Source organism: Mesorhizobium sp. WSM4829 (genome assembly GCF_055811475.1).
On record NZ_JBVVQJ010000009.1, the window covers coordinates 35,578 to 56,156 of the forward strand.

Genomic DNA, 20,579 nt, shown 5'->3' on the forward strand with positions numbered 1-20,579 from the left:
CAGCCGAGAACCTGCTTAGGACTGCTCGATCAGCTGAATGGTCTCGCCTGCGCCATTGGGGTCATCAGCCCGAAGACGACCAAAAAGGTTTGCCGGGGCGACGACTGAAATAGGAAGACGATACCGCCAGGAGCTGTGACTGCGCCGCGCAACTCGGAAAAAGCCCGGAAGCAGCCGAGGCCGTGGCCAAGGTGCTGCGAATGAAGCCCGACTGGACGGCGGAGAGCATGTTTCCCTATCCAGCCTTCTCGGACGAAACCCTACTGGCCGAAAGCGCCGCCAAGGCCGGGCTGCCGGTCTGCATGACGGTCGAGCAAGCCAAGACCAATACCGGCATGTTCCGCATGAAGCAGTGCGAAGCGGAGCGCATGAGGGCCGCGCTGAATTAGGACCGGTTTCGCCCTATTTGCGAAAGACCGGCCCAGACCGACACCGGTGGCGGACATGACCCTTTCCAAACCGAAGGTGGAATCGAAAACCGGCTTCCGGCGTCAAGCGCCAGGCAGTCGGAACCGGTATTCCGTCACATGATGGTAGATCTGGCCCGGCCATAGCGTGGCCTGTGGGAAATACGGCCGGTTCGGCGCATCCGGCCAGACCTGCGGCTCCAGGCAAAAGCCCGAATAAGCCTTGTAATGAACTCCCCCGAGCCCCGGCGAAGCTGGCGCCAGATACTGGCCGGTATAGAGCTGCACGCCCGGTTCCGTGGTCCACAGCTCCATCTCGACGCCGGAATTCGCGCCTTGCGCCCATGATGTCAGCTTGAGCGACCCGCGCGTCGAGGCAAGACAGAAATTCTGGTCGTAGGGGAGCTGCTTGCCCTCGCTCTCCATGCGCAGCGGCCGCGCCTGGCGGAAATCGAACGGCGTGCCATCGACCGGCTTCACGACGCCGGTCGGGATCAGGTCGCCATCGACCGGAAGATAGGCGCCGGCGTTCAGCATCAGCCGGTGATCGAGGACATCGCCGGCGCCGCCGTCATCCAGGTTGAAATAGGAATGCTGGGTGAGATTGCACAGCGTCGGCTCCTCGCAGGTGGCGGTCAGCTCGACGCTGAGCGTGCCTGGGATTTTCAGCCTATAGGTGCGCTGTTCGCGAAGATCGGCAATGGTCAGCTTGAAATTGGTGTTACGATGGAACCCAAAATGCGTTCGGCGACCAGACGCTGTAGCCGCCATAGATTGCTGTCGTGGATGCCGCGCTCTTCCAGATGCGTGATGGTATTATAGAGATACTCGGCGCACGAGCCCAAGTGGCCGCATGCCTTGGCCATAATGTCCGCCACCTCATCAGGCCGGAGCCTGCCGGTGTATGCGCCCGCCTCTCGGTTCATCACGAAGGCTAGGGCGCGGACAGGCCCCTGATCCGTCTTGACGGTAAGCCAACGGGGCGGGTTGCTGGGTGGTTTCGCCTTCATCTCTCGGCGGACCAGCTTGCCGAGCTGCCATTCCACTGTGTTGCCGGCGAGCCTATAGAGCATCCCCCGGCACTGGCCGCCTCGGTCGAGGGCCATCATCAGGCCAGGCTGCTCCCTCGTGCCCCGCCACCGGGTCATCTTTAGGCAGAATGAACGATGCCAGCCGTGAGCCGTGCCAATGCGCTCCTCAGTGTGCTCAACTTCCGGCTTCCAAATCAGTGAGCCATAGGCGAACAACCAAAGGTCTTCGCCTCGGGGATGCGAGGCGAGCGTCTCATGCACCGCCGCATCGTAGTCCTCCTCGGTGTGGTAATCGAGACCAGGTGCCGAGCCGGGGTCCTCTAACACCCCATGAACACGCGCAATAATCTCCGGCGTAAGCGCCATCTTCCGAGCCAGCCTGGGCATCTTCTCCCTCATATGCCGGTCCGTTCTTTTGCTGCCCCGCGCTTCTTGTAAGAGCCACGTTTCGCTGGGCTTGCTTAGCAGTCCAAGAGCGCCATGATATCATCAGTCTCCCAACGGCGAACCGTCACCAAAAGCCAGCTCGTGTCGCCCAGCTAGATTTCAAACTGACCCACTACCGAACATTGCGGTTGGGTGGATTCGCCAGTTTGGTTTCAGGTAGAAACGTGCCCCGCTCCCCGCCATCAGGTGCGCCGCGACCAAGCATCATGAATCCAGTTTCATCAGCGCCAGCGCTGCTCGGCCGTTGGGCCCGTAGGGATTGCCGAGCGATTCCGCCATCTCCTGATGGTGGTAATTGAGTGCCTCTATTATCTCGACCGTCTTTCCTGCCGCCTCCGCTGCAGCGGCAAAATCGCGACTTTGGTGCTGGAACTCCGGCGTTTCGTAAGTGCCGTAAGTAACAACTACCGGCGCGTTCAACTCGTTGATATGCCGCTGCGGGCTCATTTCCTCCGCCATCTCATCGGTGAAATTGACATAGCCGCCACGCCATGAAAGTCGCACCGGCTTCATCTCAAACAGGCCACTCATGCAGAGACCGCCCTTGATCGTGCCGGTGGGCAAGCCGAATTCCTTCATCCAATCCGTAGTGAGAGCAACGCCGCACAGATGGCCGCCGGAGGAATGACCCCCAACGTAGAGGCGATCTGGATCGCCGTCGAAAGTTGCCGCGTTTTCGTGCACCCAGGCGATCGCTCGGCGCACCTGCGCAGCGAGCACGCCGAGATCGCCATTCACGTTGGTCACTGAGGCGAAATCGATCGCGATAAAGTGCGCACCGGCCTTGACGAACATTTCCGCAGCATAGGCGCAATCCCTCGCCGAGCCGCCGCGCCAAGTGCCCCCGTGAACAAACAGGAAGATTGGCGCCTTGGGGCGATCGGTACGGAAAATATCGAGCTTCTCGACTTCGCTTGGTCCGTAAGCGACGCGGAGTGGCAAGCCAATCCGGTCCCGGGCGGCTGCGCTGTTCGCGAAGATCCGATTGGTTGTCCGGCCTTCCAGCGGCTCGTAATGTACTTGGCTGTACGCTGCGTCGAGCTCGACCTGGTCATAGTCCCTGAAAACGAGCGGACCCTTCTGGTGGGATGGTGGTCCGATCTGGCAGCGCTGCGCCGCAGCTGGTGTCGCGACTGTGGCAACGGCAACCGCGAGCAGTGTCCTGCGCGTGATATTTCCATTGTATGATCCGAATCTGATCTGCATCATAGCCTCCCTGTGCACGGATGGTCCGAGAGCTACGGAAGCATTCTCGACAAACCCGTGCGCTCGCCTCGAACTCTACGGCAGCACTCACTCCCCCAACGCCGCCGGGGTCGGCGCCACGTCCACGAGATCGACCACCGCAGCGGGAATGGCGTCGCTGACAACGAGCGCATCACCATCGCGCAGAATCTCGAAATCGATCGACGGCTGGCCGGCCGACTGGGGCACGGAAATGGTCACGCGCTGCCCGGGGGCGAGCGTGGAAATCATCCGCAGCGGCAGCGCGTCTGCTCCCGATGCCAACGTTGCCACGATCCGGTAGCCGTCCTGCTCGACCGTATAGTAGACGACGCCGTCGAAGGCGGCGAGATGAACGCTATGCCCGTTGCCTGGCGCCAGTTCGGCTGCAGCCGAGGTCCCGGTCCAGACGAGGCCGGCGAATGCGAATGCTGCGAAAAGTCTGGTCATGGTCATTTCCTCCATCGGGCGGGCGGACGCACACAGACAATCGTTGCGTTCCGCCTCTTTCCTCGACTCCACACAGGATGAACCCGACGGCACCATTCGTAACGAGAGCAGCACGATGGGCCGACGAAATCGGACGAAATCTTCCGATCGCCGACTAAATCCTCGACGATTGCTGGAATGACGGCGGGCTTTGCTGTAGATTGACCGCAACGAGACCCAACCGGCCTCGCCCCGTGGGGAACGTTCCGATGGACAGTTCGGCGCTGACGCCGATTCGCCTGAACGGCCGCACGGTCGACCTTCAGCGCGGCTGCATCACGGACCAGAGCGGGCATGTCATAGCCTTGCGGCCGCAGGCCATCGAGGTACTGAAGGTGCTGGCCGCCCGGCCAGGAAAAATCGTCACCAAGGATGAATTGATGCAGGCGGTGTGGGGAAACCTCGCCGTCACCGATGATAGCCTTGTCCAGTGCGTCATCGAGATCAGGAAAGCGCTCGGCGACGAGCGGCACGAGATCGTCCGGACCCTGCCGAAGCGCGGCTATGTGCTAGAGGCGGAAAAGGCGATCGAAGATAGCAGGAAAGTTGCCGGCGCTCGGTTGCGCGGGCTACGCAGCAAATCCTGGCTGGGCCTCGCCGCCGGTCTCATGATCCTGATCGGTGCAGCCGCCGCCTATCTCCTTCCGACAACGAAATCTGGCGCCGAGGCACCGGCTATCGCCGTGCTGCCCTTCGAAAACATCAACGGCGACGACAGGTGGGACCGTTTCGCCACAGGCGTGACTGAGGACATCATCACCGATCTGGCCCGCTACCGCGATATATCGGTAATCGCCCGGACCTCCGCCGAATTCTATCGCGGCAAGGCCCACGATGTGCGCGAGATCGGCGAAGCGCTTGACGTCAAATATGTGCTGGAAGGCAGCCTGCAAGTAGATGGCCACCGCATGCGGGTGACGGCACAGCTGATCGATGCCGAGACAGGAGCACATGTCTGGTCGGAGCGCTACGATCGCCTCGCAGCGGAACTGCTCGAAGTTCAAGACGAGATCACGCAGAAAATTGCGACCACGCTTACCGGCTGGCAGGGTCAGGTGACGGAGGCCGAGCGCACGCTGGCGCGACGCAAGAATGCAACTGGCCTCAATGCGTATGATTACTGGCTGCTGGGCATCGAAGCGAAGCACAAGATGACCATGGCGAGTCAGCTCGAGGCGCGGGCGTATTTCGAGAGGGGGCTGAAGCTCGCTCCCGATTTCATGCCGCTGGTGCGCGACATGGGGATCACCTATGCGATCGAGATGGAAATCGGCTCGGTCATCGACTTTCCAGCATGGGTCGATGCCCAGCGGAAGTATGCAGAAAGAGCGCTCGCCCTAGACCCGAACGACTCCACCGCAAATTTCACGATGGCGGTGGCCTACGCCTACCAGAACGACAGTGAACAGGCGGAACGCTATCAGAAGCTCGCGCTGCAGTTTGGTCCTAATAATGCCGACACAATGATGCAGCTGGCCTGGACTTACGCCGGCTGGCAGACGGAGCGCGCCCTGGAGCTTGTGGAACGGACGCTGAAACTCAACCCGCGCTATCCCTCCTGGTGGAATTTTCCGATCACGCAAACCTATTTCGCGGCGCGCCAGTTCGATGAAGCTTACACGACGGCGAAGCAGCTCGGCGAGTCGCCCAGTCAGGCCGCCTTTGTCGCCATGAGCGCCGCGCAGATCGGAAAGAAGCAGGAAGCAGCCGCCGCCGCGGCCAAGGTGCTGCGTATGAAGCCCGACTGGACGGCGGAGAGCATGTTTCCGTATCCAGCCTTCTCGGACGAAACCCTACTGGCCGAAAGCGCCGCCAAGGCCGGACTTCCGGTCTGCATGACGGTCGAGCAGGCCAAGACCGATACCGGCATGTTCCGCATGAAGCAGTGCGAAGCGGAGCGCGTGAGGACCGCGCTGAATTAGCGCCGGTCTCGCTGTATCTGAGAAAGACTGGCCCAGACCGACACAGACGGCGGACATGACCCTTTCCAAACCGAAGGTGGAGTCGAAAGACCGGCTTCCAGCGTTAGGCGCCAGGCAGTCGGAACCGGTATTCCGTCACATGATGGTAGATCTGGCCCGGCCATAGCGTGGCCTGCGGGAAATACGGCCGGTTCGGTGCGTCCGGCCAGACCTGCGGCTCCAGGCAGAAGCCCGAATAGGCCTTGTAATGAACTCCCCCGAGCCCCGGCGAAGCTGGCGCCAGATACTGGCCGGTATAGAGCTGGACGCCCGGTTCCGTGGTCCACAGCTCCATCTCGACGCCGGAATTCGCGCCTTGCGCCCATGATGCCAGCTTGAGCGACCCGCGCGTCGAGGCAAGACAGAAATTCTGGTCGTAGGGGAGCTGCTTGCCCTCGCTCTCCATGCGCAGCGGCCGCGCCTGGCGGAAATCGAACGGCGTGCCATCGACCGGCTTCACGACGCCGGTCGGGATCAGGTCGCCATCGACCGGAAGATAGGCGCCGGCGTTCAGCATCAGCCGGTGATCGAGGACATCGCCGGCGCCGCCGTCATCCAGGTTGAAATAGGAATGCTGGGTGAGATTGCACAGCGTCGGCTCCTCGCAGGTGGCGGTCAGCTCGACGCTGAGCGTGCCTGGGATCTTCAACCTGTAGGTGCAGGTCACGTCGAGCGCGCCGGGAAAGCCCATCGTGCCGTCGGGATCATGCAGCGTCAGGGTGACAAAATCCCTGCCATGCAGCGAAACCTCCCATGGCCGGTGCGAAAAACCTTGCGAGCCGCCATGCAGCGTGTGCTTGTCGAGGAAGTTGCGCTCGGTCTGGTAGCGCTGGCCGGCGATGGTGAAGCGGCCATCGCGGATACGGTTGGCATAGCGTCCGGCGACGGCGCCGAAGAAGGCCGTATCCGTTTCATAGGGCTCAAAACTGTCATAGCCGAGCACCAGCGGCGCATCGTGGCCGGCCAGCCGCAGATCCTGAATGATGGCGCCAAGCCCGATGATGTTGGCGGTGAGGCCGCCGCCGCGGATGCTGAAGCGGCGGATGGCCTCGCCCGCCTGCGTCGTGCCAAAAACCTCGCCGTCCTTCATCGCCATGTCCGAAACGCCAGTTGGTTGATCGATCCCGGCTCGCCGCGTGGGCCGGCTTGGTCTGTTGACGTTCGACAGGCCCTGCCCGATCAGAGGCCGAGGCCGCCGATGCAGACATATTTGGTGTCGAGATAATCCTCGATGCCCTGATGTCCGCCTTCCTTGCCGAGGCCCGATTCCTTGACGCCGCCGAACGGCGCCTCGGGCGTGGTGATGAGGCCTTCATTGACGCCGACCATGCCGTATTTCAGCCCTTCCATGACCCGGAAGGCGCGGCCGAGATCGCCGGTGTAGAAATAGCAGGCGAGGCCGAACTCGGTATCGTTGGCGAGCGCGATCGCCTCCTCTTCGGTTTCGAACTTGAACACGGGCGCTACCGGGCCAAAGATCTCTTCCTTCATGAAGCGCATCTTCGGTGTGGCATTGGCGATTACCGTCGGCTGGAAGAACGAACCGCCGAGCGCATGGCGCTTGCCGCCGGCGACGATCTTGCCGCCCTTGGCGGTGGCGTCGGCGATCAGTTCCTCGACCTTCTCGACCGCCTTCTCGTCGATCAGCGGCCCCTGCTGCACGCCGTCATCGAGGCCGGAACCGACCTTCAGCCCGTCGCTGGCGGCGGCGAGCTTTTCGACGAACTTGTCGTAGACACCAGCCTGGACCAGGAAGCGGTTGGTGCAGACGCAGGTCTGGCCGGAATTGCGGTATTTGGCGGTGATCGCGCCGGCGACGGCGCGCTCGATATCGGCGTCGTCGAAGACCAAGAACGGCGCGTTGCCGCCAAGTTCCATCGACACCTTCTTGACGGTGACGGACGACTTCTGGATCAGGATCTTGCCGACCTCGGTCGAGCCGGTGAAGGTGATCTTCTTGACCAGCGGGTTGGCGCAGATCTCGTCGCCGATCTCGCCGGCGGCGCCGGTCAAGATGTTGATGACGCCCTTGGGGAAGCCGACTTCCTCGGCGAGCGCGCCCCAGGCGAGGCCGGAATAAGGCGTCTGCGACGCCGGTTTGACGACCGCGGTGCAGCCGGCGGCAAGTGCTGGGCCGAGCTTGCGGGCCAGCATCGAGGACGGGAAATTCCACGGCGTGATGGCGGCGATGACGCCGACCGGCTCCTTGGTCACCAGGATGCGGCGGTCCGCCCAGGGCGACGGCACGACATCGCCATAGGTGCGGCGGCCTTCTTCGGCGAACCACAATATGTACGAGGCCGCCGAACCGATCTCGCCCTTCGATTCGAACAGCGACTTGCCCTGCTCGATGGTCAGCAGCTCGGCCAGCACATCCTGGTTGTCCATCATGGCGTCATGCAGCTTGCGCAACAGCTTCGAGCGCTCGAGCGCGGTGGTCTTGCGCCATGTCTGGAAGGCGGCGTCGGCAGCTTCGATGGCGCGGCGCGTCTCGACCTTGCCCGACTTCGGCACGGTGCCGATCTTGAGGCCGGTGGCCGGATTGTTGACGTCGACCGTCTGGCCGCTGTCGGCCTGCACCCACTCGCCGTTGATGAGATTGGCCTGGCGCATGAAATGGCTGGTTTTCTGAAGCATGGTCTAGCCTCCGTTCGGCGCGCTGACGGGCCGCTATCTGGATTTCCTTGACGGGCGTGCGCACTGGCATCGATGCCGGCACGCCTGGAGCCACTGCTCTTTACCTAGGGCAAGCCCCGCAATCAATCGCAAGATGGCATATAGGGTTTGGGCCAGCACATGGCGAGGCCGTTGCGCTCCCGTTTTTGCTTGAGGATGTGTGAGGAAACGACCGGACCGGTGGCTCCCGAGAACCGGAACGGAGCGTAACGTTTGGGTATACGAGTACCGGAAGCACCAGGAAACCGCCCTTCGCAGGCATCAATATCGATCATACCTATCCAAACACGTGGACCACCACCGTCAGCCAAAAGGCCGTGGTGACGACCGCGCAGGCGGTGGCGATGGTCATCTGGTTCGATGCCAGCGCCTGGCCGGTGTTGAACTGCGTCGCAATCAGGTAGGAATTCACCCCGGATGGCAGCGCGGCCGCCACGACCGCGACTTTCGCCGACAGCGGCGGCAGGCCAAGCAGCCAGACCAGGCAGAGCGCGACGGCCGGCATCAGCATCAGCTTCAGCGCCGACAGCGCCAGCGCCGGCCGCACATTGCCGGAGATGCCGAAACGGCACAGGCCCAGCCCCATGGCAAACAACGCGACCGGTCCGGCGATGTTGGCCAGCGCGTCGACCAGCCGGACCGCCAGCGCCGGCAATGGCAGGCCGGTGATACGCCACACCCATCCTGCCAGGATGCCGATGATCAGCGGATTGGAGAGCAACTTTCGAAAGAAGCGCCGGATGATGCGCAGCGGATGCACATGCTCGTCACCGCGGCCAAAGATCTCAAACAGGATGATCGATGCCATGATCATCGTCGGCAGATGCACGGAAATCAGCAGCGACAGCACTTCGAATCCACTTGGCCCGAATGTGCCGAGGAAGAACGGGATGCCGAGCAGGACGAGGTTGGAAAAAGCCGACGACACGCCGCCGACGACCCCCGCACGCGAGTCGCGCCCGAACACCCGGGTGATGACCAGGTGGCCTGCGGCCCACGTCACCGCGGCAGCCGTAAAATAGGCTCCCCAGAACAACCAGGGCGCGGTGCCATGGAAATCGGCGTTGACCATGGTGCGGAACAGAAGCAGCGGCATCGCCACCCCGACGGCGAATTCGGCGATGGCCCCACCCGCCTCGGCCTTCAGATAGCCGGTGAGCCCGGCCAGATAGCCGAGCGCGACAAGGCCGAAGACAAAAAGGACGGTTTCGATGAGTGGGGACATTTTTCCCCTGATAGGCGAGCCGGGATTTGAGCGCAACCGCCCCGCCTTGCAAAGCGGTCCGTTCTCGCAAACAGCCGGGATAGGTGATGCCTTGTTTTTCAGCCGGCTTTGCCGTCCCTATATGCGGTCACCGGAACCCACCTCCGGTGACCGGAAAGGACGCCTGATGCTTCGATCTGTGCTGGCCCTATTGCTGCTCGTCTTTCCCGCCGCGGCCCATGCGACCGAAGCCGGCTGGGCGCTGTTGCGCGACGGCGGACATGTCGTGCTGCTTCGCCATGCCATGGTCACCGGCACCACCGATCCGGCGAATTTCGACATCGAGAAATGCGCCACCCAGGTCAATCTCTCGGTGCGCGGCAAGCAGCAGGCCCGCAAGATCGGCGCGCTTTTCGACGCCCGCGCGGCGCCGGTCGAGCGCGTGCTGTCCAGCCGCTATTGCCGCGCCCTCGACACGGCTCGCACCGCTTTCAGAGAAGAGCCCGAACCTTTCGCCCCGCTTGACCTGCTGAAGACCGACGCCAGCGAGAAAGCCGCCCAGCTCGAGGCGATCATGAACGAGATCAGCGCCTATTCCGGCTCCGACAATGTTGTCATGGTCACCCATCTGGAGAACATCATGGCGCTCACCGGCATCTCGCCGCGCGAAGGCGAAGCCGTGATCGTCGAGCCGCAAGACGACGGCCTGCGCGTGCTCGGCCGCGTCACTTTCTAATCTGCGCTGGAGCCAGTTGAAGCGTTCGCCAGTGGTGAAATCTAACGCTTGGGTCCCTAAACGGAATACCGCCTACGCCTCGTCCGCGATCCATTCGAGCGAGGCGCCATGCGGGTCGGTCCAAGCGACAGGGGAGCCGTTCACAGATAGGAGGAAGCGGCCTGGCGGCCAGCTTTTTCCGGCGCGTGTGGCGATGGACGGGAATACGCGAGGGAACTCGTTCGATACCCAATACGGAGAAAGACGCATCACCTGTTCTGCGAAGGCCTCTCTGTCTGCCGGATCGGAGACATAGTCGAGGACGGCTGTGTGAAAGACAACGAGGGTAGCGTCCTTTGGCGCTTCGCTGCAGAGCCGCACGAGGTCGCTCCCGCGCAGGTCGCCCTTTACCACCCGAGGCTTGACTGTGGCAGCGATCTTTAGGGCCGCCCGCAGATTGGCAAGCCGCACCGTCTGCTCCGGCCAGACCAGCGTCTCAAGCCATGCGACTTGCGAGGGGTTTGAAGCATCGATCGGACTCAGGTCCAATCCCGCTCGCCAGACGACATGCGGCGGGGCCGTCGGCAATGGCGTTGTCTCGCTGGCTGAGCATCGGAAGACAGGCGGTTCCGAGGCCGTGACGGGTGTGCGGAGCACGTAGTCGTAGCTGTAGAGGTCGGGCATAAGGCAGAGCCCTGCGGAAGTCCCGACCTCCAGGAGGGCCAGCGGCTGCGGCAGGCGCGCCAGGACGGGCAGCAGTGTGGCGCACCTTCCCGGCTCGTTGGTTTGCGTCGAGCGCTCGAGCATGAGCGAGCGGACAAGCTCGGGATGCGCCAGAAGCGCCTGGCGAAACTCGGTCCACCCTGTCGGTGTGCCGAACAGGTGACGCACCACGGCAAGCAGAAGATTCGGTTGCCGCTTCACGTCCGGGAGGGTCGACAGGAAACCGAGTGTCTCACGGTCCCCTGCGATCGCACGAGTCAACTCCTCATAGAGCGGTGAGCGACTGCGAGCTTCCGTATCGGCGAAGCGAAGATACCGGGTTGAGATCTCTGCCAAGCCCTCCTCGCCCATATCCGCTGATCCCCGATCCCGAGTACACGATCCACGGATCAGATTGCAGCCAGGCGCGGGTCCCGTGGTCAAGATGGCGGGTGTTACGCTTTTGCGGCAGCCCAATGCCTCGTCACTTCCGGCTGCCCCTCGAAAGAGGCCTCGAAGGTTGGCGCGGCCAGTATGGCCTGCATGTGCAATGTCGCGCTTCCGGTATTGCGAAAGCCATGCCAGCGGCCGGCCGGCACGATGACTGATTGTCCCGTCGATACTGTTTCTCGTTCATCATCCAACCACAGCTCGGCTTGGCCTTCCAGCACGGTCAAGACTTCCTCGACGGGATGGGTGTGAGTACGTGTGCCACTTCCTGGTGCGACCCACTGTTCGAATATGCACAGCGTGGCTGCCTCGGTGACCGCAGAAACGCGCATTCTGGTCAACACGCCGGGACGCCACTCTTCTGTCGGCTGAAGGTTATGATCGATAATCTGCATGATCCCCTCTGTTGGCAGAGTAGCACGCCGCCGTCAGCATGAAGCCGGCAACCGGTGGTTCATCAAGTTAGTAGAGCCGGTCGCGATTACCCGTGTCGATGATCGTTTGCATCTCCTCAGCCGTCTCCGCGAGTTTGCCGTGGGCGACCAACATCTCCGCAAACGAGGGAAGGTTGCTGGTATCAGGCCACGCTTCCGGCTGCCACAAGCCCGAGCGGACCATGCACTTCGGGCAATGAGAAAGTACGTGCGAGATCTCGATGACGAGTATGTGCTCAGGGAGCTTACGGTCGACAGCCATGGCCTCACGCAGCTCAGTATCGCGGACAATGAGCGCCTTGCCGGCCACGCGAAGCGTGTAGGTCACACCGGGGATTACGAAAATCAGGCCGACATTCGGGTTGCTCAGGACGTTACGGAAAGTATCGAGTCGACGATTGCCGGGGCGGTCTGGAATGGCGAGAGTCTCTCGTCCAGCACCTTGACGAAGCCGGCGGGATCACCCTTTGGCGAGATGTCGAGCATGCCATCGGCGCCGGCGGACGCTACGAACACAAAAGGCGCATGAGCAATGAAGCGGCGAGCATGTTCGTCAATTACTCGAACGACCTTGGCAACTGCTCGGTCTGTGGGGGCCCCCAAAACCGCTCGCAATTGCTCTTCGCTCGTGATGACATCGCGGAAACGGCGCCGAGGACTGCTCTCGTCGTCTTGCATGACGCCGGCCCCTTTCCGCGTACCTGCCTAGTATGACGCAAAGGATCGCGCGTGCGCAACTCCATTGACGAGCCATTCCCTGCCGGCGTCGCGTTCTGGCATTGAGCCGTTCAGCCGTGCGACTGAAAGTCGGCTCACCACCCCAGCCAGTCGTTACCGCATGATTGGCGGCCGCCGATTCGGTGACGGAGGCTGCGCGGCTGTGCCCTGTATGCTATCGGTCGATAGTACACCTGTTCACCACGCGGATTTTGCAATGCCCGAAATTGAGGTATTTTCAGCGCTGGTCGCGACATCTACGATGCCTCCCTCGACCCCGCGCTGTGGCCAGCTGTGTTCGAGAAAGCCTGCGCGTTCATCGGCGGAAGCGCTTCAATTGGCCGATTGTTTCCAGGGTCGCCGGGGAAAACGGCGTCTGGCATTCGAAGGCATGCCGCACGATGCCCTCGATGTGGTCACCCAGGCTCATGTCGCGATACTCGGCCAAGGCCTTGAGGACCGTCACCAATCGTTTTTCGAGGCGCACTCCGGTCTGCACGCGTTCTATGGTCATAGATTTCTGTACCACGGGTACACCAGAGATGGGGTGGTTGCGGCATATCGCCGGGAGGGTCGCCAACGGCTCTTCTTGCGTTTACGGAGTGGGTATCCCATCTGCGCCCGGCGTTCAGGCCTTTTCCTGCCTGGAAAAACCGATTAGACAGCGCGCAAACACCAGCGGACAGATTCCGCCCGCAACCGAAGGAAAAGCCCTTGTCCACCACGTTCGACAAAGTCGCCAAGATCATCGCCGACACCAGTGAGATCGATATCGACACGATCACCCCCGAAAGCCACACCATCGACGATCTCGGCATCGACAGCCTCGACTTCCTCGACATCGTCTTTGCCATCGACAAGGAATTCGGCATCAAGGTGCCGCTGGAAAAGTGGACGCAGGACGTCAATGACGGCAAGGCCTCGACCGACGATTACTTCGTCATGAGGAACCTGTGCGCCAAGATCGACGCGCTGGTCATGGCAAAAAACGCCTAAGACCCACAACAGCCGCCCCATGACCCCTCGCCCATGAGCTCCCACGACGTCGTCATATCAGGCATCGGCCTTGTCTCTTCGCTGGGAGAAGGCTCGGATGCGCATTGGCGCAAGCTAGTCCAGCCCGGCCTGGAGCCGGTGCTCGAAGCCGCGCGCTTCTCGCCCTACACCGTCCACCCGCTGCCGGAGATCGACTGGAACCTGCAGATCGCCAAGCGCGGCGACCAGCGGCAGATGGAAACCTGGCAGCGGCTCGGCACCTATGCCGCCGGCATGGCGCTGGACGACGCCGGCATCAAGGGCAATGACGATCTCTGCACGACGATGGACATGGTGGTGGCTGCCGGCGGCGGCGAGCGCGATGAGGCGGTCGACGCCGACATTCTCGCCGCTTCGGAAAGCCGCAACGACCGCGACGTGCTGCTCAACGAGAAACTGACCACCGAATTGCGGCCGACGCTGTTTCTGGCGCAGCTTTCCAACCTGCTCGCCGGCAACATCTCGATCGTCCACAAGGTGACCGGCTCGTCGCGCACCTTCATGGGCGAGGAAGGTGCCGGCGTCGCCGCCGTCGAGACAGCCGCCGCGCGCATCCGCTCCGGCCAATCGACGCATATCCTGGTCGGCGGCGCATTCCAGACCGAACATTCCGACATGCTGCTTGGCTATGAGCTGGCCGGCTACTTGCATCGCGGCCCCTGGAGACCGGTCTGGCAGAGACAGGGCCTGGACGGCGGCGGCGTGGTGACTGGATCGGGCGGTGCGTTTCTCGTCCTGGAACAGCGCGAGCACGCGATCAGCCGCGGGCGAAAGATCTATGCCGAACTCGGCCCCGTCGTATCCGGACGCGCCATACGCCGGCAGGGCGAGCTCAATGCCGAGATTGCCGCGCTGCTCAGCCAGGCGGCATTGCCGAACGGCGAGCTGCTGACGATTTCAGGCGCTTCGGGTGCCCATGCCGCGACTGCTGCCGAGAAATCGGCGCTCGACGCCAATCCGGCGATTGCCGCACGCGGTTTTTCGACGCTGACCGGCCACATGAAGGAAGCGCAGTTTCCCTTCGCCGTGGCGCTTGCGGCACTGGCTGTCGAACGCAAGGCCGCCTACCCGGCTTTTGACGCCGCCACCGAGAAGCCGTTCAACGGCATTCCCACGACCGTGCTTGCAACGGCGATCGGCTATCACCAATTCGAGGGCATGGCGTTGGTCAACGCCGCCTAGAGGGTTTTGGGACAAAAACATGGCCAATCTGAACGACCACATGGGCAGGCCGATCGTTGCCGTCACCGGCATCGGCGTGGTGACGTCGCTGGGCGTCGGCAAGGCCGACAATTGGGCAGCGCTCACCGCGGGCACGTCCGGCATCCATCCGATAACCCGCTTTCCGGTCGACCATCTGAACACCCGCATCTCCGGCACGGTCGATTTCCTGCCGTCGAGCTCCAAGGGCGCTTCCCTTCTTACCTACGACCTCGCCGAGATAGCCGCGCAGGAAGCCGTGGCCGAAGCCGGCCTCGATTCGGGCGATTTCGGCGGGCCGCTTTTCCTCGCCTCGCCGCCGGTCGAGCTCGACTGGAGCGAGCGCTTTTCACTCTACAATTCCGACAAGCATGACATCGGCGCCGAACGGCTGCTTCGGGTGGCGCGCGGCTTGAAGGGGTTCGATGTTTTCGAGACCACCCAATTCGGTTCGATCGCCGACCGGCTCGCCGACCGTTTTGGCACGCGCGGCCTGCCGATCACGCTGTCGACGGCCTGCGCCTCTGGCGCCACCTCGATCCAGCTCGGCGTCGAGGCGATCCGCCGCGGCGAATGCGACCGGGCACTGTCGATCGGCGCCGACGGCTCGGCGACCGCCGAGGCGCTGATCCGTTTCTCGCTGCTTTCCGCACTCTCCACCCATAACGACATCCCCGAAAAGGCGTCAAAACCGTTTTCCAGGGATCGCGACGGTTTTGTCCTCGCTGAGGGTTCTGGCGCGCTGGTATTGGAATCGCTGGAGGCGGCACTCGCCCGTGGTGCAAACATCCTCGGCATCCTGCGCGGCTGCGGCGAGAAGGCCGACGATTTCCACCGCACCCGCTCGAAGCCGGACGGCTCGCCGGCGATCGCGGCGGTTCGCGCCGCGCTCGCCGATGCCGGCTTGGGCGAGGACGAGATCGATTATGTCAATGCCCATGGCACCTCAACGCCGGAAAACGACAAGATGGAGCATTTGTCGCTGTCGACCGTGTTCGGCGAGCGGATCGGCTCGATGCCGATCTCGTCGAACAAGTCGATGATCGGCCACACGCTGTCGGCCGCCGGCGCGGTCGAGGCGGCGTTTTCGCTGATGACCATGCGCGAAAGCGTTATCCCGCCGACCATCAATTACGACAATCCCGATCCGGCGATCGTGCTCGACGTGGTGCCGAACCAGAAGCGCAACGCCGAGGTCGGCACGGTGCTGTCGAACTCCTTCGGCTTCGGCGGCCAGAACACCTGCCTTGTCATGGCGCGGGAACCAGTCTAAGCGACCGTTCTTCGCCAACAGAACCGACAGGCTCCATGCGCGCATTGCAACTTATCGAGGACCGCCGCCTTGAAAAGGTGGACCTGCCGCTTCCGCCGCAGCCTGCGCTGGGCGAAGTGACGCTGCGCATCAAGGCCGTGGCGCTCAATCATATCGACGTCTGGGGCTGGCGCGGCATGGCCTTCGCCAAGCGCAAGCTACCGCTGGTCGTCGGCGCCGAAGCCTCGGGCGAGGTCGAGGCAGTCGGCCCCGGCGTCTCCGGTCTCGTCCCCGGGCAGCTTGTATCTATCTACGGTGCGCGCACCTGCGGGCTTTGCCGCGCCTGCCGCGAAGGCCGCGACAATCTCTGCGAGCATGTTTCGGGCGTGCACGGCTTCCATCTCGACGGCTTTGCGCAAGAGAAGATAAACCTGCCGGCGCGCCTGCTGGTCCCTGCCCCGCCCGGCGTGACCGACGTCGGCGCCGCCGTCGCGCCCGTCACCTTCGGCACGGTCGAGCACATGCTGTTCGACAACGCCAGGCTGCAGCCCGGTGAAACCATCCTGATCCATGCCGGCGGCTCGGGCATCGGCTCCGCCGCGATCCAGCTGGCGAAGAAAATGGGCTGCACCGTGATCACCACGGTCGGCTCGAACGACAAGATCGACAAGGCGAAGGCGCTTGGCGCCGATCACGTCATCAACTATCGCGACGACCGTTTCGAAGGCGTCGTGCGCAAGCTGACGAAGAAGAAGGGCGTCGACATCGTCTTCGAGCATGTCGGCGCCGACACCTTTGCCGCCTCGATGCTGTGCCTGAAACGCGGCGGCCGCCTGGTGACCTGCGGCTCGACCTCGGGCGTGTCGACGCAGATCAACCTGATGCAGTTGTTCCAGCAGCAGTTGAAGCTGCTCGGCTCGTTCGGCTGTCGCATGCAAAACATGGCCGACGCCATGCAGAAAATGGCGGCGGGGCTGGTTTCTCCGGTTATCGACACCGAAGTCGGCTTCGACGGCATCGAGACCGCACTGAAGCGCATGGAAGGCCGCGACGTGTTCGGCAAGATCATCCTGCGCGTCGGCTAGACCATGATGCTGCTGTCTGAAAACATCATGGTCTAGGAATGGTCGGCAACGCCTTCAAGAAGCTCCGCCGGGACCTGGCGTTCCGCCACGGCAGGCGGCTGCGCCAGTTCAACTACTGGCTGCTGGCGCGCCTCGCCATGACGATGATTTGGCTGCTGCGTCTGCTGCCGGTCGACAGCGCGCTCAATTTCGCCGACCGCGCCGCCCGCCGCATTGGTCCGTGGGTGGGGCGCCACAACGTCGCCATCGCCAATCTGCGCAAGGCTTATCCGGAAAAGAGCGACAAGGAGATCCAGGCCATCGCCTCCGACATGTGGGGCAACATGGCTCGCCTTGCCGCGGAATACGTCTTTCTCGATGCCCTGTTCGACTACGATCCCGCCGCGACAAAACCGGGCCGCATCGAGGTCAAGGGGGTCGAGCACTTCGTGCAAATCGCCGGCGAGCAAAAACCTCATATCATCTTCACCGGGCATCTCGGCAATTTCGAGCTGCTTCCGGTGGCGGCAGCCACTTTCGGCATGAACATCACGGCGCTGTTTCGTCCGCCCAACAACCCCTACCTTGCCGACTACATCCTCTCGACGCGCCGCTCGACCATGGGCTCGCTCCTGCCCTCCGCGACCGGCGCTTCGTTCGCGCTGGCGGCCATCCTGGAGAAAGGCGGCAATATCGGCGTGCTCGTCGACCAGAAATTCTCGAGCGGGCTCGAAACGACTTTTTTCGGCCGCCCATGCGAGAGCAACCGGGTCCTGGGCACCCTGGCGCGGCACTATGACTGCGATGTCTATCCGGCGCGCTGCGTGCGCCTGCCGGGCAACCGCTTCCGGCTCGAGATCGAGGACAAACTGACCTTGCCGCGCACCGCCGCCGGCAGTGTCGACGTCCATGGCACCACCCAGCTGCTCAACGACGTGGTCGAGCGCTGGGTGCGCGAGGATCCCGGCCAGTGGATGTGGTTCCACAAAAGATGGGAAATCAGCGGCCCGCGCGGGAAGCACAAGCGGGCGAGGAACCGCAGCGAAGCCGCCTGAGTAGAAGTGAGTGACAGCAATTATGCTATTGTTGGCAATGTTCTAATTGCGCCACCGACCCCGCCCGGTTGCCGACGCGGGTTTGTTTAGTCACCGATCGCTCGGTGGCCTGTCCTGGCAAGACCAATCAGCCAACCGAAGCGGCGCCATAGCGAAGTCCATCCACCAGCAAGCCAACCATCCGTCGTGCCTGGTCGGGGCCTCCGCCATAGCGGTCTGGTGAGCAGAGCCTGGCAATCGCGAACAATAGTTCTTTCGCATCAACGTCCGAGCGAACGTCGCCAGCTTCGGTCGCGGCATCCAGCAAGGTCTGCAGCGCGGGCCGAAGTTTCTCAAGAAAATACAGCGGCAAAGACTCATATGCCGGATCGCCGGAGGAGAAGGCCGCGGCGAGTCCACGCTTGGCAGCGATAAAGTCCACGTAACGTTGCATCCATCGGGCGAGCGCTTCGCCGGGTTCATATTCGGCGGCAATGGCAGATGCAGCATTTGCGCAGGCATCCACTTCGTTACGGAAGACCGCCACGATCAGGTCCGAACGCTGCGGAAAATGCCGATAAAGCGTACCCACGCCAACGCCGGCCTTATCGGCGATCTCTCGCACCGGAGCATCGACCCCCGAAGCCGCAAACACTGCCATTGCTGCTTCGAGCAGCGCCTTGGAGTTGCGTTGCGCGTCCGCACGCACGCGCCGATCCGTCGAGTTTACGGGCTCCAAGCCACCACTCCGCTCCTCCGATTTGTCGTCCATGATTTTTCCACTTGATAAACGGAACGATGTTCCGTATAAAACGGAATGCAGTTCCGATTGGGAAAATTAGCACAGCATGGCGCCGTTGCCTACACGTCAATGCAAAAAGAGGAGATCACCATGCGGGTCAAACCTATTGCCCTGGTCACTGCAGCCAACAAGGGCATCGGCCTCCAGATCGCCAGGGACCTGGCGACGCACGGCCTCACCGTGCTCGTAGGGTCGCGCAAGCTCGAGCATGCGGAGACGGCTGCAAAGAGCATCGGCGCGGATGCCCGCGCCGTCCAACTCGATGTCACGAACCAGGCCTCGATCGCCGCCGCGGCAAAGCGCATCCGTAACGAGTTCGGTCGCCTCGACGTCCTGGTGAACAATGCAGGCACTTCCGATGCGGGAAAGCAGGGCATCTCGCATGCGGCGCCCCTCGAGGGAAGCGCGGTGTTCGAGACCAACGTGTTCGGCGTCGTCGCCGTCACGCAGGCGATGTTGCGGCTGCTTGGTGAAGCGCCGGCGGCACGCATCGTCAGCGTCGACCCGTCCAGTCCACAGCGCGCGTTGTTCGGCCCTGTTTACAGCCCCTCGGAGACTGCCCTCGATGCGACGACGCTCGCCTTCGCCATCGAATTTGAGGATGCCGGCGCCGACGCTGCCTGCCCCGGCTTCACTTCGACGAACCTCGACAGCTTCGAGGGCACGGCCGAACGGGCCGCGTGAGTCCTTCGCCTCGCGCTCCTCGACGCTAACGGGTCCGATGGGCATGTTCCCCCAGGATCAGGCGGCGCACCCTGGCTCCGGTGCCGATCGAGCCCACGTCGTGATCTGCGATCTTGGGGCGGGTCGAAAGGGTCTATCGAGATTGATACCGGAAAGCCGCGACAAAGGCTGCAAACGCCGGCGATTGATTGCGTCGGCTGGGATAGTAAAGATGATAGCCTTGAAAGGTCGGGCACCAGTCGGCAAGGACTTCCTCGAGCCGACCACCCTCAACATGGGGTTGAACAAGATCCTTCGGTGCATAGGCCAAACCGATGCCGTCGAGGGCCGCGTCAAGCGCCGGCGCGATATTGTTCAGGGTCAGCTGGCCGTCCACACGGACGCTGAACTCGCGTCCGTTCTTCCTGAATTCCCAGGCATATAGCGCGCCTGAGCTGGGAAGCCGCAGGTTGATGCAGTTGTGGTCGGTCAAGTCCTGAGGGCTTTTCGGCGCATCCCGACGAGCGAAATAATCGGGTGAGCCGACGACGGCATAACCGACATCGGGACCAATGCGAACGGCCACCATGTCACGGGCGATTGCCTCGCCAAGTCGAACACCGGCATCGAACTGACGCTCGACGATGTTGGTGAAGCCGTTGTCGACAATGAGCTCCACATTGATGTCCGGGTAGTCTCGCAGGAACGCTGGCAGCCTGGGGCGAAAGACCAGATTGACGGCATCATCGGGGCACACGATACGGATCTGGCCCGAGGGCTGGCCGCGCAGGGCGCTGATCGCGCTGATCCCGGCGGCAATGCTTTCGAAATGCGGCTCGATGCTTTCGACGAGGCGTTCTCCGGTCGCCGTGGGCGCCACATCGCGGGTCGTGCGAGAGAGCAGACGGACGCCAAGCCGTTCCTCCATTGCCCTGATCGTGTGGCTGAGGGCCGATCGGGTAACACCCAATTTGGCCGCCGCTCGCGTAAAACTGCGCTGCCGAGCGACCTCAAGGAAGGCTCGCATCTCACTGAACTCGTCACGCGGCATTGGTGAGCTCCGTTCACTACG

At 62.7% G+C, this 20,579-nt stretch carries 22 protein-coding genes and 1 pseudogene; 9 read left to right on the top strand and 14 right to left on the bottom strand.

All coding sequences use genetic code 11. The annotated features are described in order from the left end of the window. The first annotated feature begins 182 nt into the window (after nt 1–182). A complete protein-coding gene (locus tag AC0L17_RS11120) occupies nt 183–389 on the top strand; it encodes a hypothetical protein (protein WP_473515859.1) in 207 nt (68 codons plus the stop codon). A 102-nt stretch (nt 390–491) separates the two neighbouring features. On the opposite strand, the pseudogene AC0L17_RS11125 reads toward AC0L17_RS11120, so the two are convergent. The 4 genes and pseudogenes from AC0L17_RS11125 to AC0L17_RS11140 form a co-directional block, all read right to left on the bottom strand. After that, nucleotides 492–1,085: pseudogene (locus AC0L17_RS11125) on the bottom strand (aldose epimerase family protein); the annotation flags it as partial. A gap of 26 nt (nt 1,086–1,111) precedes the next feature. After that, complete coding sequence (locus tag AC0L17_RS11130) at nt 1,112–1,837, bottom strand: gamma-glutamylcyclotransferase (protein WP_473515860.1); 726 nt, start codon at nt 1,835–1,837, stop codon at nt 1,112–1,114. A gap of 252 nt (nt 1,838–2,089) precedes the next feature. Next, on the bottom strand, nt 2,090–3,091 hold the full coding sequence (locus tag AC0L17_RS11135) for an alpha/beta hydrolase (protein WP_473515861.1): 1,002 nt from the start codon (nt 3,089–3,091) through the stop codon (nt 2,090–2,092). 87 nt (nt 3,092–3,178) lie between these two features. Next, the gene (locus AC0L17_RS11140; RefSeq protein WP_473515862.1) at nt 3,179–3,559 is read right to left on the bottom strand and encodes a hypothetical protein; all 381 of its coding nucleotides are present in this window, start codon (nt 3,557–3,559) and stop codon (nt 3,179–3,181) included. Between the two features lie 248 nt (nt 3,560–3,807). Here AC0L17_RS11140 and AC0L17_RS11145 point away from each other — a divergent pair, with 248 nt between their 5' ends. Continuing rightward, nucleotides 3,808–5,520, top strand: coding sequence for a winged helix-turn-helix domain-containing tetratricopeptide repeat protein (locus AC0L17_RS11145; RefSeq protein ID WP_473515863.1), 1,713 nt, complete (start codon nt 3,808–3,810; stop codon nt 5,518–5,520). Between the two features lie 103 nt (nt 5,521–5,623). On the opposite strand, the gene AC0L17_RS11150 is transcribed toward AC0L17_RS11145, so the two are convergent. From AC0L17_RS11150 to AC0L17_RS11160, 3 genes are all read right to left on the bottom strand, one after another. After that, a complete protein-coding gene (locus tag AC0L17_RS11150) occupies nt 5,624–6,655 on the bottom strand; it encodes an aldose epimerase family protein (RefSeq protein ID WP_473515864.1) in 1,032 nt (343 codons plus the stop codon). An 83-nt stretch (nt 6,656–6,738) separates the two neighbouring features. After that, nucleotides 6,739–8,196: an NAD-dependent succinate-semialdehyde dehydrogenase gene (locus AC0L17_RS11155; RefSeq protein ID WP_287360620.1), complete on the bottom strand. Its 1,458-nt coding sequence runs from the start codon at nt 8,194–8,196 to the stop codon at nt 6,739–6,741. Between the two features lie 316 nt (nt 8,197–8,512). After that, nucleotides 8,513–9,460, bottom strand: a complete 948-nt coding sequence (locus AC0L17_RS11160; protein WP_473515865.1) for an AEC family transporter — start codon at nt 9,458–9,460, stop codon at nt 8,513–8,515. Between the two features lie 166 nt (nt 9,461–9,626). Between AC0L17_RS11160 and AC0L17_RS11165 the strand changes: the two genes are divergently transcribed. Continuing rightward, entirely contained in the window at nt 9,627–10,175 is a 549-nt protein-coding gene (locus AC0L17_RS11165; RefSeq protein ID WP_473515866.1) for a histidine phosphatase family protein, read from the top strand. Nucleotides 10,176–10,247: 72 nt separating this feature from the next. Here the strand turns inward: AC0L17_RS11165 and AC0L17_RS11170 are convergent, their stop codons facing one another. From AC0L17_RS11170 to AC0L17_RS11190, 5 genes are all read right to left on the bottom strand, one after another. Then, nucleotides 10,248–11,228: a DUF2332 domain-containing protein gene (locus AC0L17_RS11170; protein WP_473515867.1), complete on the bottom strand. Its 981-nt coding sequence runs from the start codon at nt 11,226–11,228 to the stop codon at nt 10,248–10,250. Between the two features lie 83 nt (nt 11,229–11,311). Next, the gene (locus tag AC0L17_RS11175; protein ID WP_473515868.1) at nt 11,312–11,701 is read right to left on the bottom strand and encodes a cupin domain-containing protein; all 390 of its coding nucleotides are present in this window, start codon (nt 11,699–11,701) and stop codon (nt 11,312–11,314) included. Nucleotides 11,702–11,768: 67 nt separating this feature from the next. Continuing rightward, the gene (locus AC0L17_RS11180; protein WP_473515969.1) at nt 11,769–12,158 is read right to left on the bottom strand and encodes a pyridoxamine 5'-phosphate oxidase family protein; all 390 of its coding nucleotides are present in this window, start codon (nt 12,156–12,158) and stop codon (nt 11,769–11,771) included. After that, complete coding sequence (locus AC0L17_RS11185; protein ID WP_473515869.1) at nt 12,107–12,418, bottom strand: hypothetical protein; 312 nt, start codon at nt 12,416–12,418, stop codon at nt 12,107–12,109. Before AC0L17_RS11185 ends, AC0L17_RS11180 begins: the two co-directional genes overlap by 52 nt. Before the next feature lie 355 nt (nt 12,419–12,773). Beyond that, a complete protein-coding gene (locus AC0L17_RS11190) occupies nt 12,774–12,971 on the bottom strand; it encodes a hypothetical protein (protein WP_473515970.1) in 198 nt (65 codons plus the stop codon). 200 nt (nt 12,972–13,171) lie between these two features. Here AC0L17_RS11190 and AC0L17_RS11195 point away from each other — a divergent pair, with 200 nt between their 5' ends. Genes AC0L17_RS11195 through AC0L17_RS11215 form a run of 5 tightly spaced genes read left to right on the top strand, consistent with a single transcriptional unit; the run spans nt 13,172 to nt 18,063 of the window. Next, on the top strand, nt 13,172–13,453 hold the full coding sequence (locus AC0L17_RS11195) for an acyl carrier protein (protein ID WP_473515870.1): 282 nt from the start codon (nt 13,172–13,174) through the stop codon (nt 13,451–13,453). Nucleotides 13,454–13,486: 33 nt separating this feature from the next. After that, entirely contained in the window at nt 13,487–14,674 is a 1,188-nt protein-coding gene (locus tag AC0L17_RS11200) for a beta-ketoacyl-ACP synthase (RefSeq protein WP_473515871.1), read from the top strand. 19 nt (nt 14,675–14,693) lie between these two features. Then, entirely contained in the window at nt 14,694–15,965 is a 1,272-nt protein-coding gene (locus AC0L17_RS11205; RefSeq protein ID WP_287306465.1) for a beta-ketoacyl-ACP synthase, read from the top strand. Nucleotides 15,966–16,000: 35 nt separating this feature from the next. After that, nucleotides 16,001–17,029, top strand: a complete 1,029-nt coding sequence (locus tag AC0L17_RS11210) for a zinc-binding dehydrogenase (protein WP_473515872.1) — start codon at nt 16,001–16,003, stop codon at nt 17,027–17,029. Between the two features lie 38 nt (nt 17,030–17,067). After that, a complete protein-coding gene (locus AC0L17_RS11215; protein ID WP_473515873.1) occupies nt 17,068–18,063 on the top strand; it encodes a lipid A biosynthesis lauroyl acyltransferase in 996 nt (331 codons plus the stop codon). A gap of 127 nt (nt 18,064–18,190) precedes the next feature. Here AC0L17_RS11215 and AC0L17_RS11220 read toward each other — a convergent pair whose 3' ends face one another. Continuing rightward, nucleotides 18,191–18,814 carry a TetR/AcrR family transcriptional regulator gene (locus tag AC0L17_RS11220; RefSeq protein ID WP_473515874.1) on the bottom strand — a complete coding sequence of 208 codons (624 nt, stop codon included), beginning with the start codon at nt 18,812–18,814 and terminating at the stop codon, nt 18,191–18,193. Nucleotides 18,815–18,934: 120 nt separating this feature from the next. Here AC0L17_RS11220 and AC0L17_RS11225 point away from each other — a divergent pair, with 120 nt between their 5' ends. After that, nucleotides 18,935–19,528, top strand: coding sequence for an SDR family NAD(P)-dependent oxidoreductase (locus tag AC0L17_RS11225; RefSeq protein ID WP_091598315.1), 594 nt, complete (start codon nt 18,935–18,937; stop codon nt 19,526–19,528). Between the two features lie 133 nt (nt 19,529–19,661). Here the strand turns inward: AC0L17_RS11225 and AC0L17_RS11230 are convergent, their stop codons facing one another. Beyond that, the gene (locus AC0L17_RS11230; RefSeq protein WP_473515875.1) at nt 19,662–20,558 is read right to left on the bottom strand and encodes a LysR family transcriptional regulator; all 897 of its coding nucleotides are present in this window, start codon (nt 20,556–20,558) and stop codon (nt 19,662–19,664) included. Nucleotides 20,559–20,579 lie beyond the last annotated feature (21 nt).

Coding starts and splice junctions, on each gene's coding strand:
- AC0L17_RS11215 (WP_473515873.1), top strand. CDS start 17,068: ATGGTCGGCAACGCCTTCAAGAAGCTCCGCCGGGACCTGGCGTTCCGC.
- AC0L17_RS11140 (WP_473515862.1), bottom strand. CDS start 3,559: ATGACCAGACTTTTCGCAGCATTCGCATTCGCCGGCCTCGTCTGGACC.
- AC0L17_RS11200 (WP_473515871.1), top strand. CDS start 13,487: ATGAGCTCCCACGACGTCGTCATATCAGGCATCGGCCTTGTCTCTTCG.
- AC0L17_RS11205 (WP_287306465.1), top strand. CDS start 14,694: ATGGCCAATCTGAACGACCACATGGGCAGGCCGATCGTTGCCGTCACC.
- AC0L17_RS11145 (WP_473515863.1), top strand. CDS start 3,808: ATGGACAGTTCGGCGCTGACGCCGATTCGCCTGAACGGCCGCACGGTC.
- AC0L17_RS11165 (WP_473515866.1), top strand. CDS start 9,627: ATGCTTCGATCTGTGCTGGCCCTATTGCTGCTCGTCTTTCCCGCCGCG.
- AC0L17_RS11175 (WP_473515868.1), bottom strand. CDS start 11,701: ATGCAGATTATCGATCATAACCTTCAGCCGACAGAAGAGTGGCGTCCC.
- AC0L17_RS11220 (WP_473515874.1), bottom strand. CDS start 18,814: ATGGACGACAAATCGGAGGAGCGGAGTGGTGGCTTGGAGCCCGTAAAC.
- AC0L17_RS11135 (WP_473515861.1), bottom strand. CDS start 3,091: ATGCAGATCAGATTCGGATCATACAATGGAAATATCACGCGCAGGACA.
- AC0L17_RS11155 (WP_287360620.1), bottom strand. CDS start 8,196: ATGCTTCAGAAAACCAGCCATTTCATGCGCCAGGCCAATCTCATCAAC.
- AC0L17_RS11190 (WP_473515970.1), bottom strand. CDS start 12,971: ATGACCATAGAACGCGTGCAGACCGGAGTGCGCCTCGAAAAACGATTG.
- AC0L17_RS11225 (WP_091598315.1), top strand. CDS start 18,935: ATGCGGGTCAAACCTATTGCCCTGGTCACTGCAGCCAACAAGGGCATC.
- AC0L17_RS11230 (WP_473515875.1), bottom strand. CDS start 20,558: ATGCCGCGTGACGAGTTCAGTGAGATGCGAGCCTTCCTTGAGGTCGCT.
- AC0L17_RS11185 (WP_473515869.1), bottom strand. CDS start 12,418: ATGCAAGACGACGAGAGCAGTCCTCGGCGCCGTTTCCGCGATGTCATC.
- AC0L17_RS11160 (WP_473515865.1), bottom strand. CDS start 9,460: ATGTCCCCACTCATCGAAACCGTCCTTTTTGTCTTCGGCCTTGTCGCG.
- AC0L17_RS11150 (WP_473515864.1), bottom strand. CDS start 6,655: ATGGCGATGAAGGACGGCGAGGTTTTTGGCACGACGCAGGCGGGCGAG.
- AC0L17_RS11170 (WP_473515867.1), bottom strand. CDS start 11,228: ATGGGCGAGGAGGGCTTGGCAGAGATCTCAACCCGGTATCTTCGCTTC.
- AC0L17_RS11210 (WP_473515872.1), top strand. CDS start 16,001: ATGCGCGCATTGCAACTTATCGAGGACCGCCGCCTTGAAAAGGTGGAC.
- AC0L17_RS11130 (WP_473515860.1), bottom strand. CDS start 1,837: ATGAGGGAGAAGATGCCCAGGCTGGCTCGGAAGATGGCGCTTACGCCG.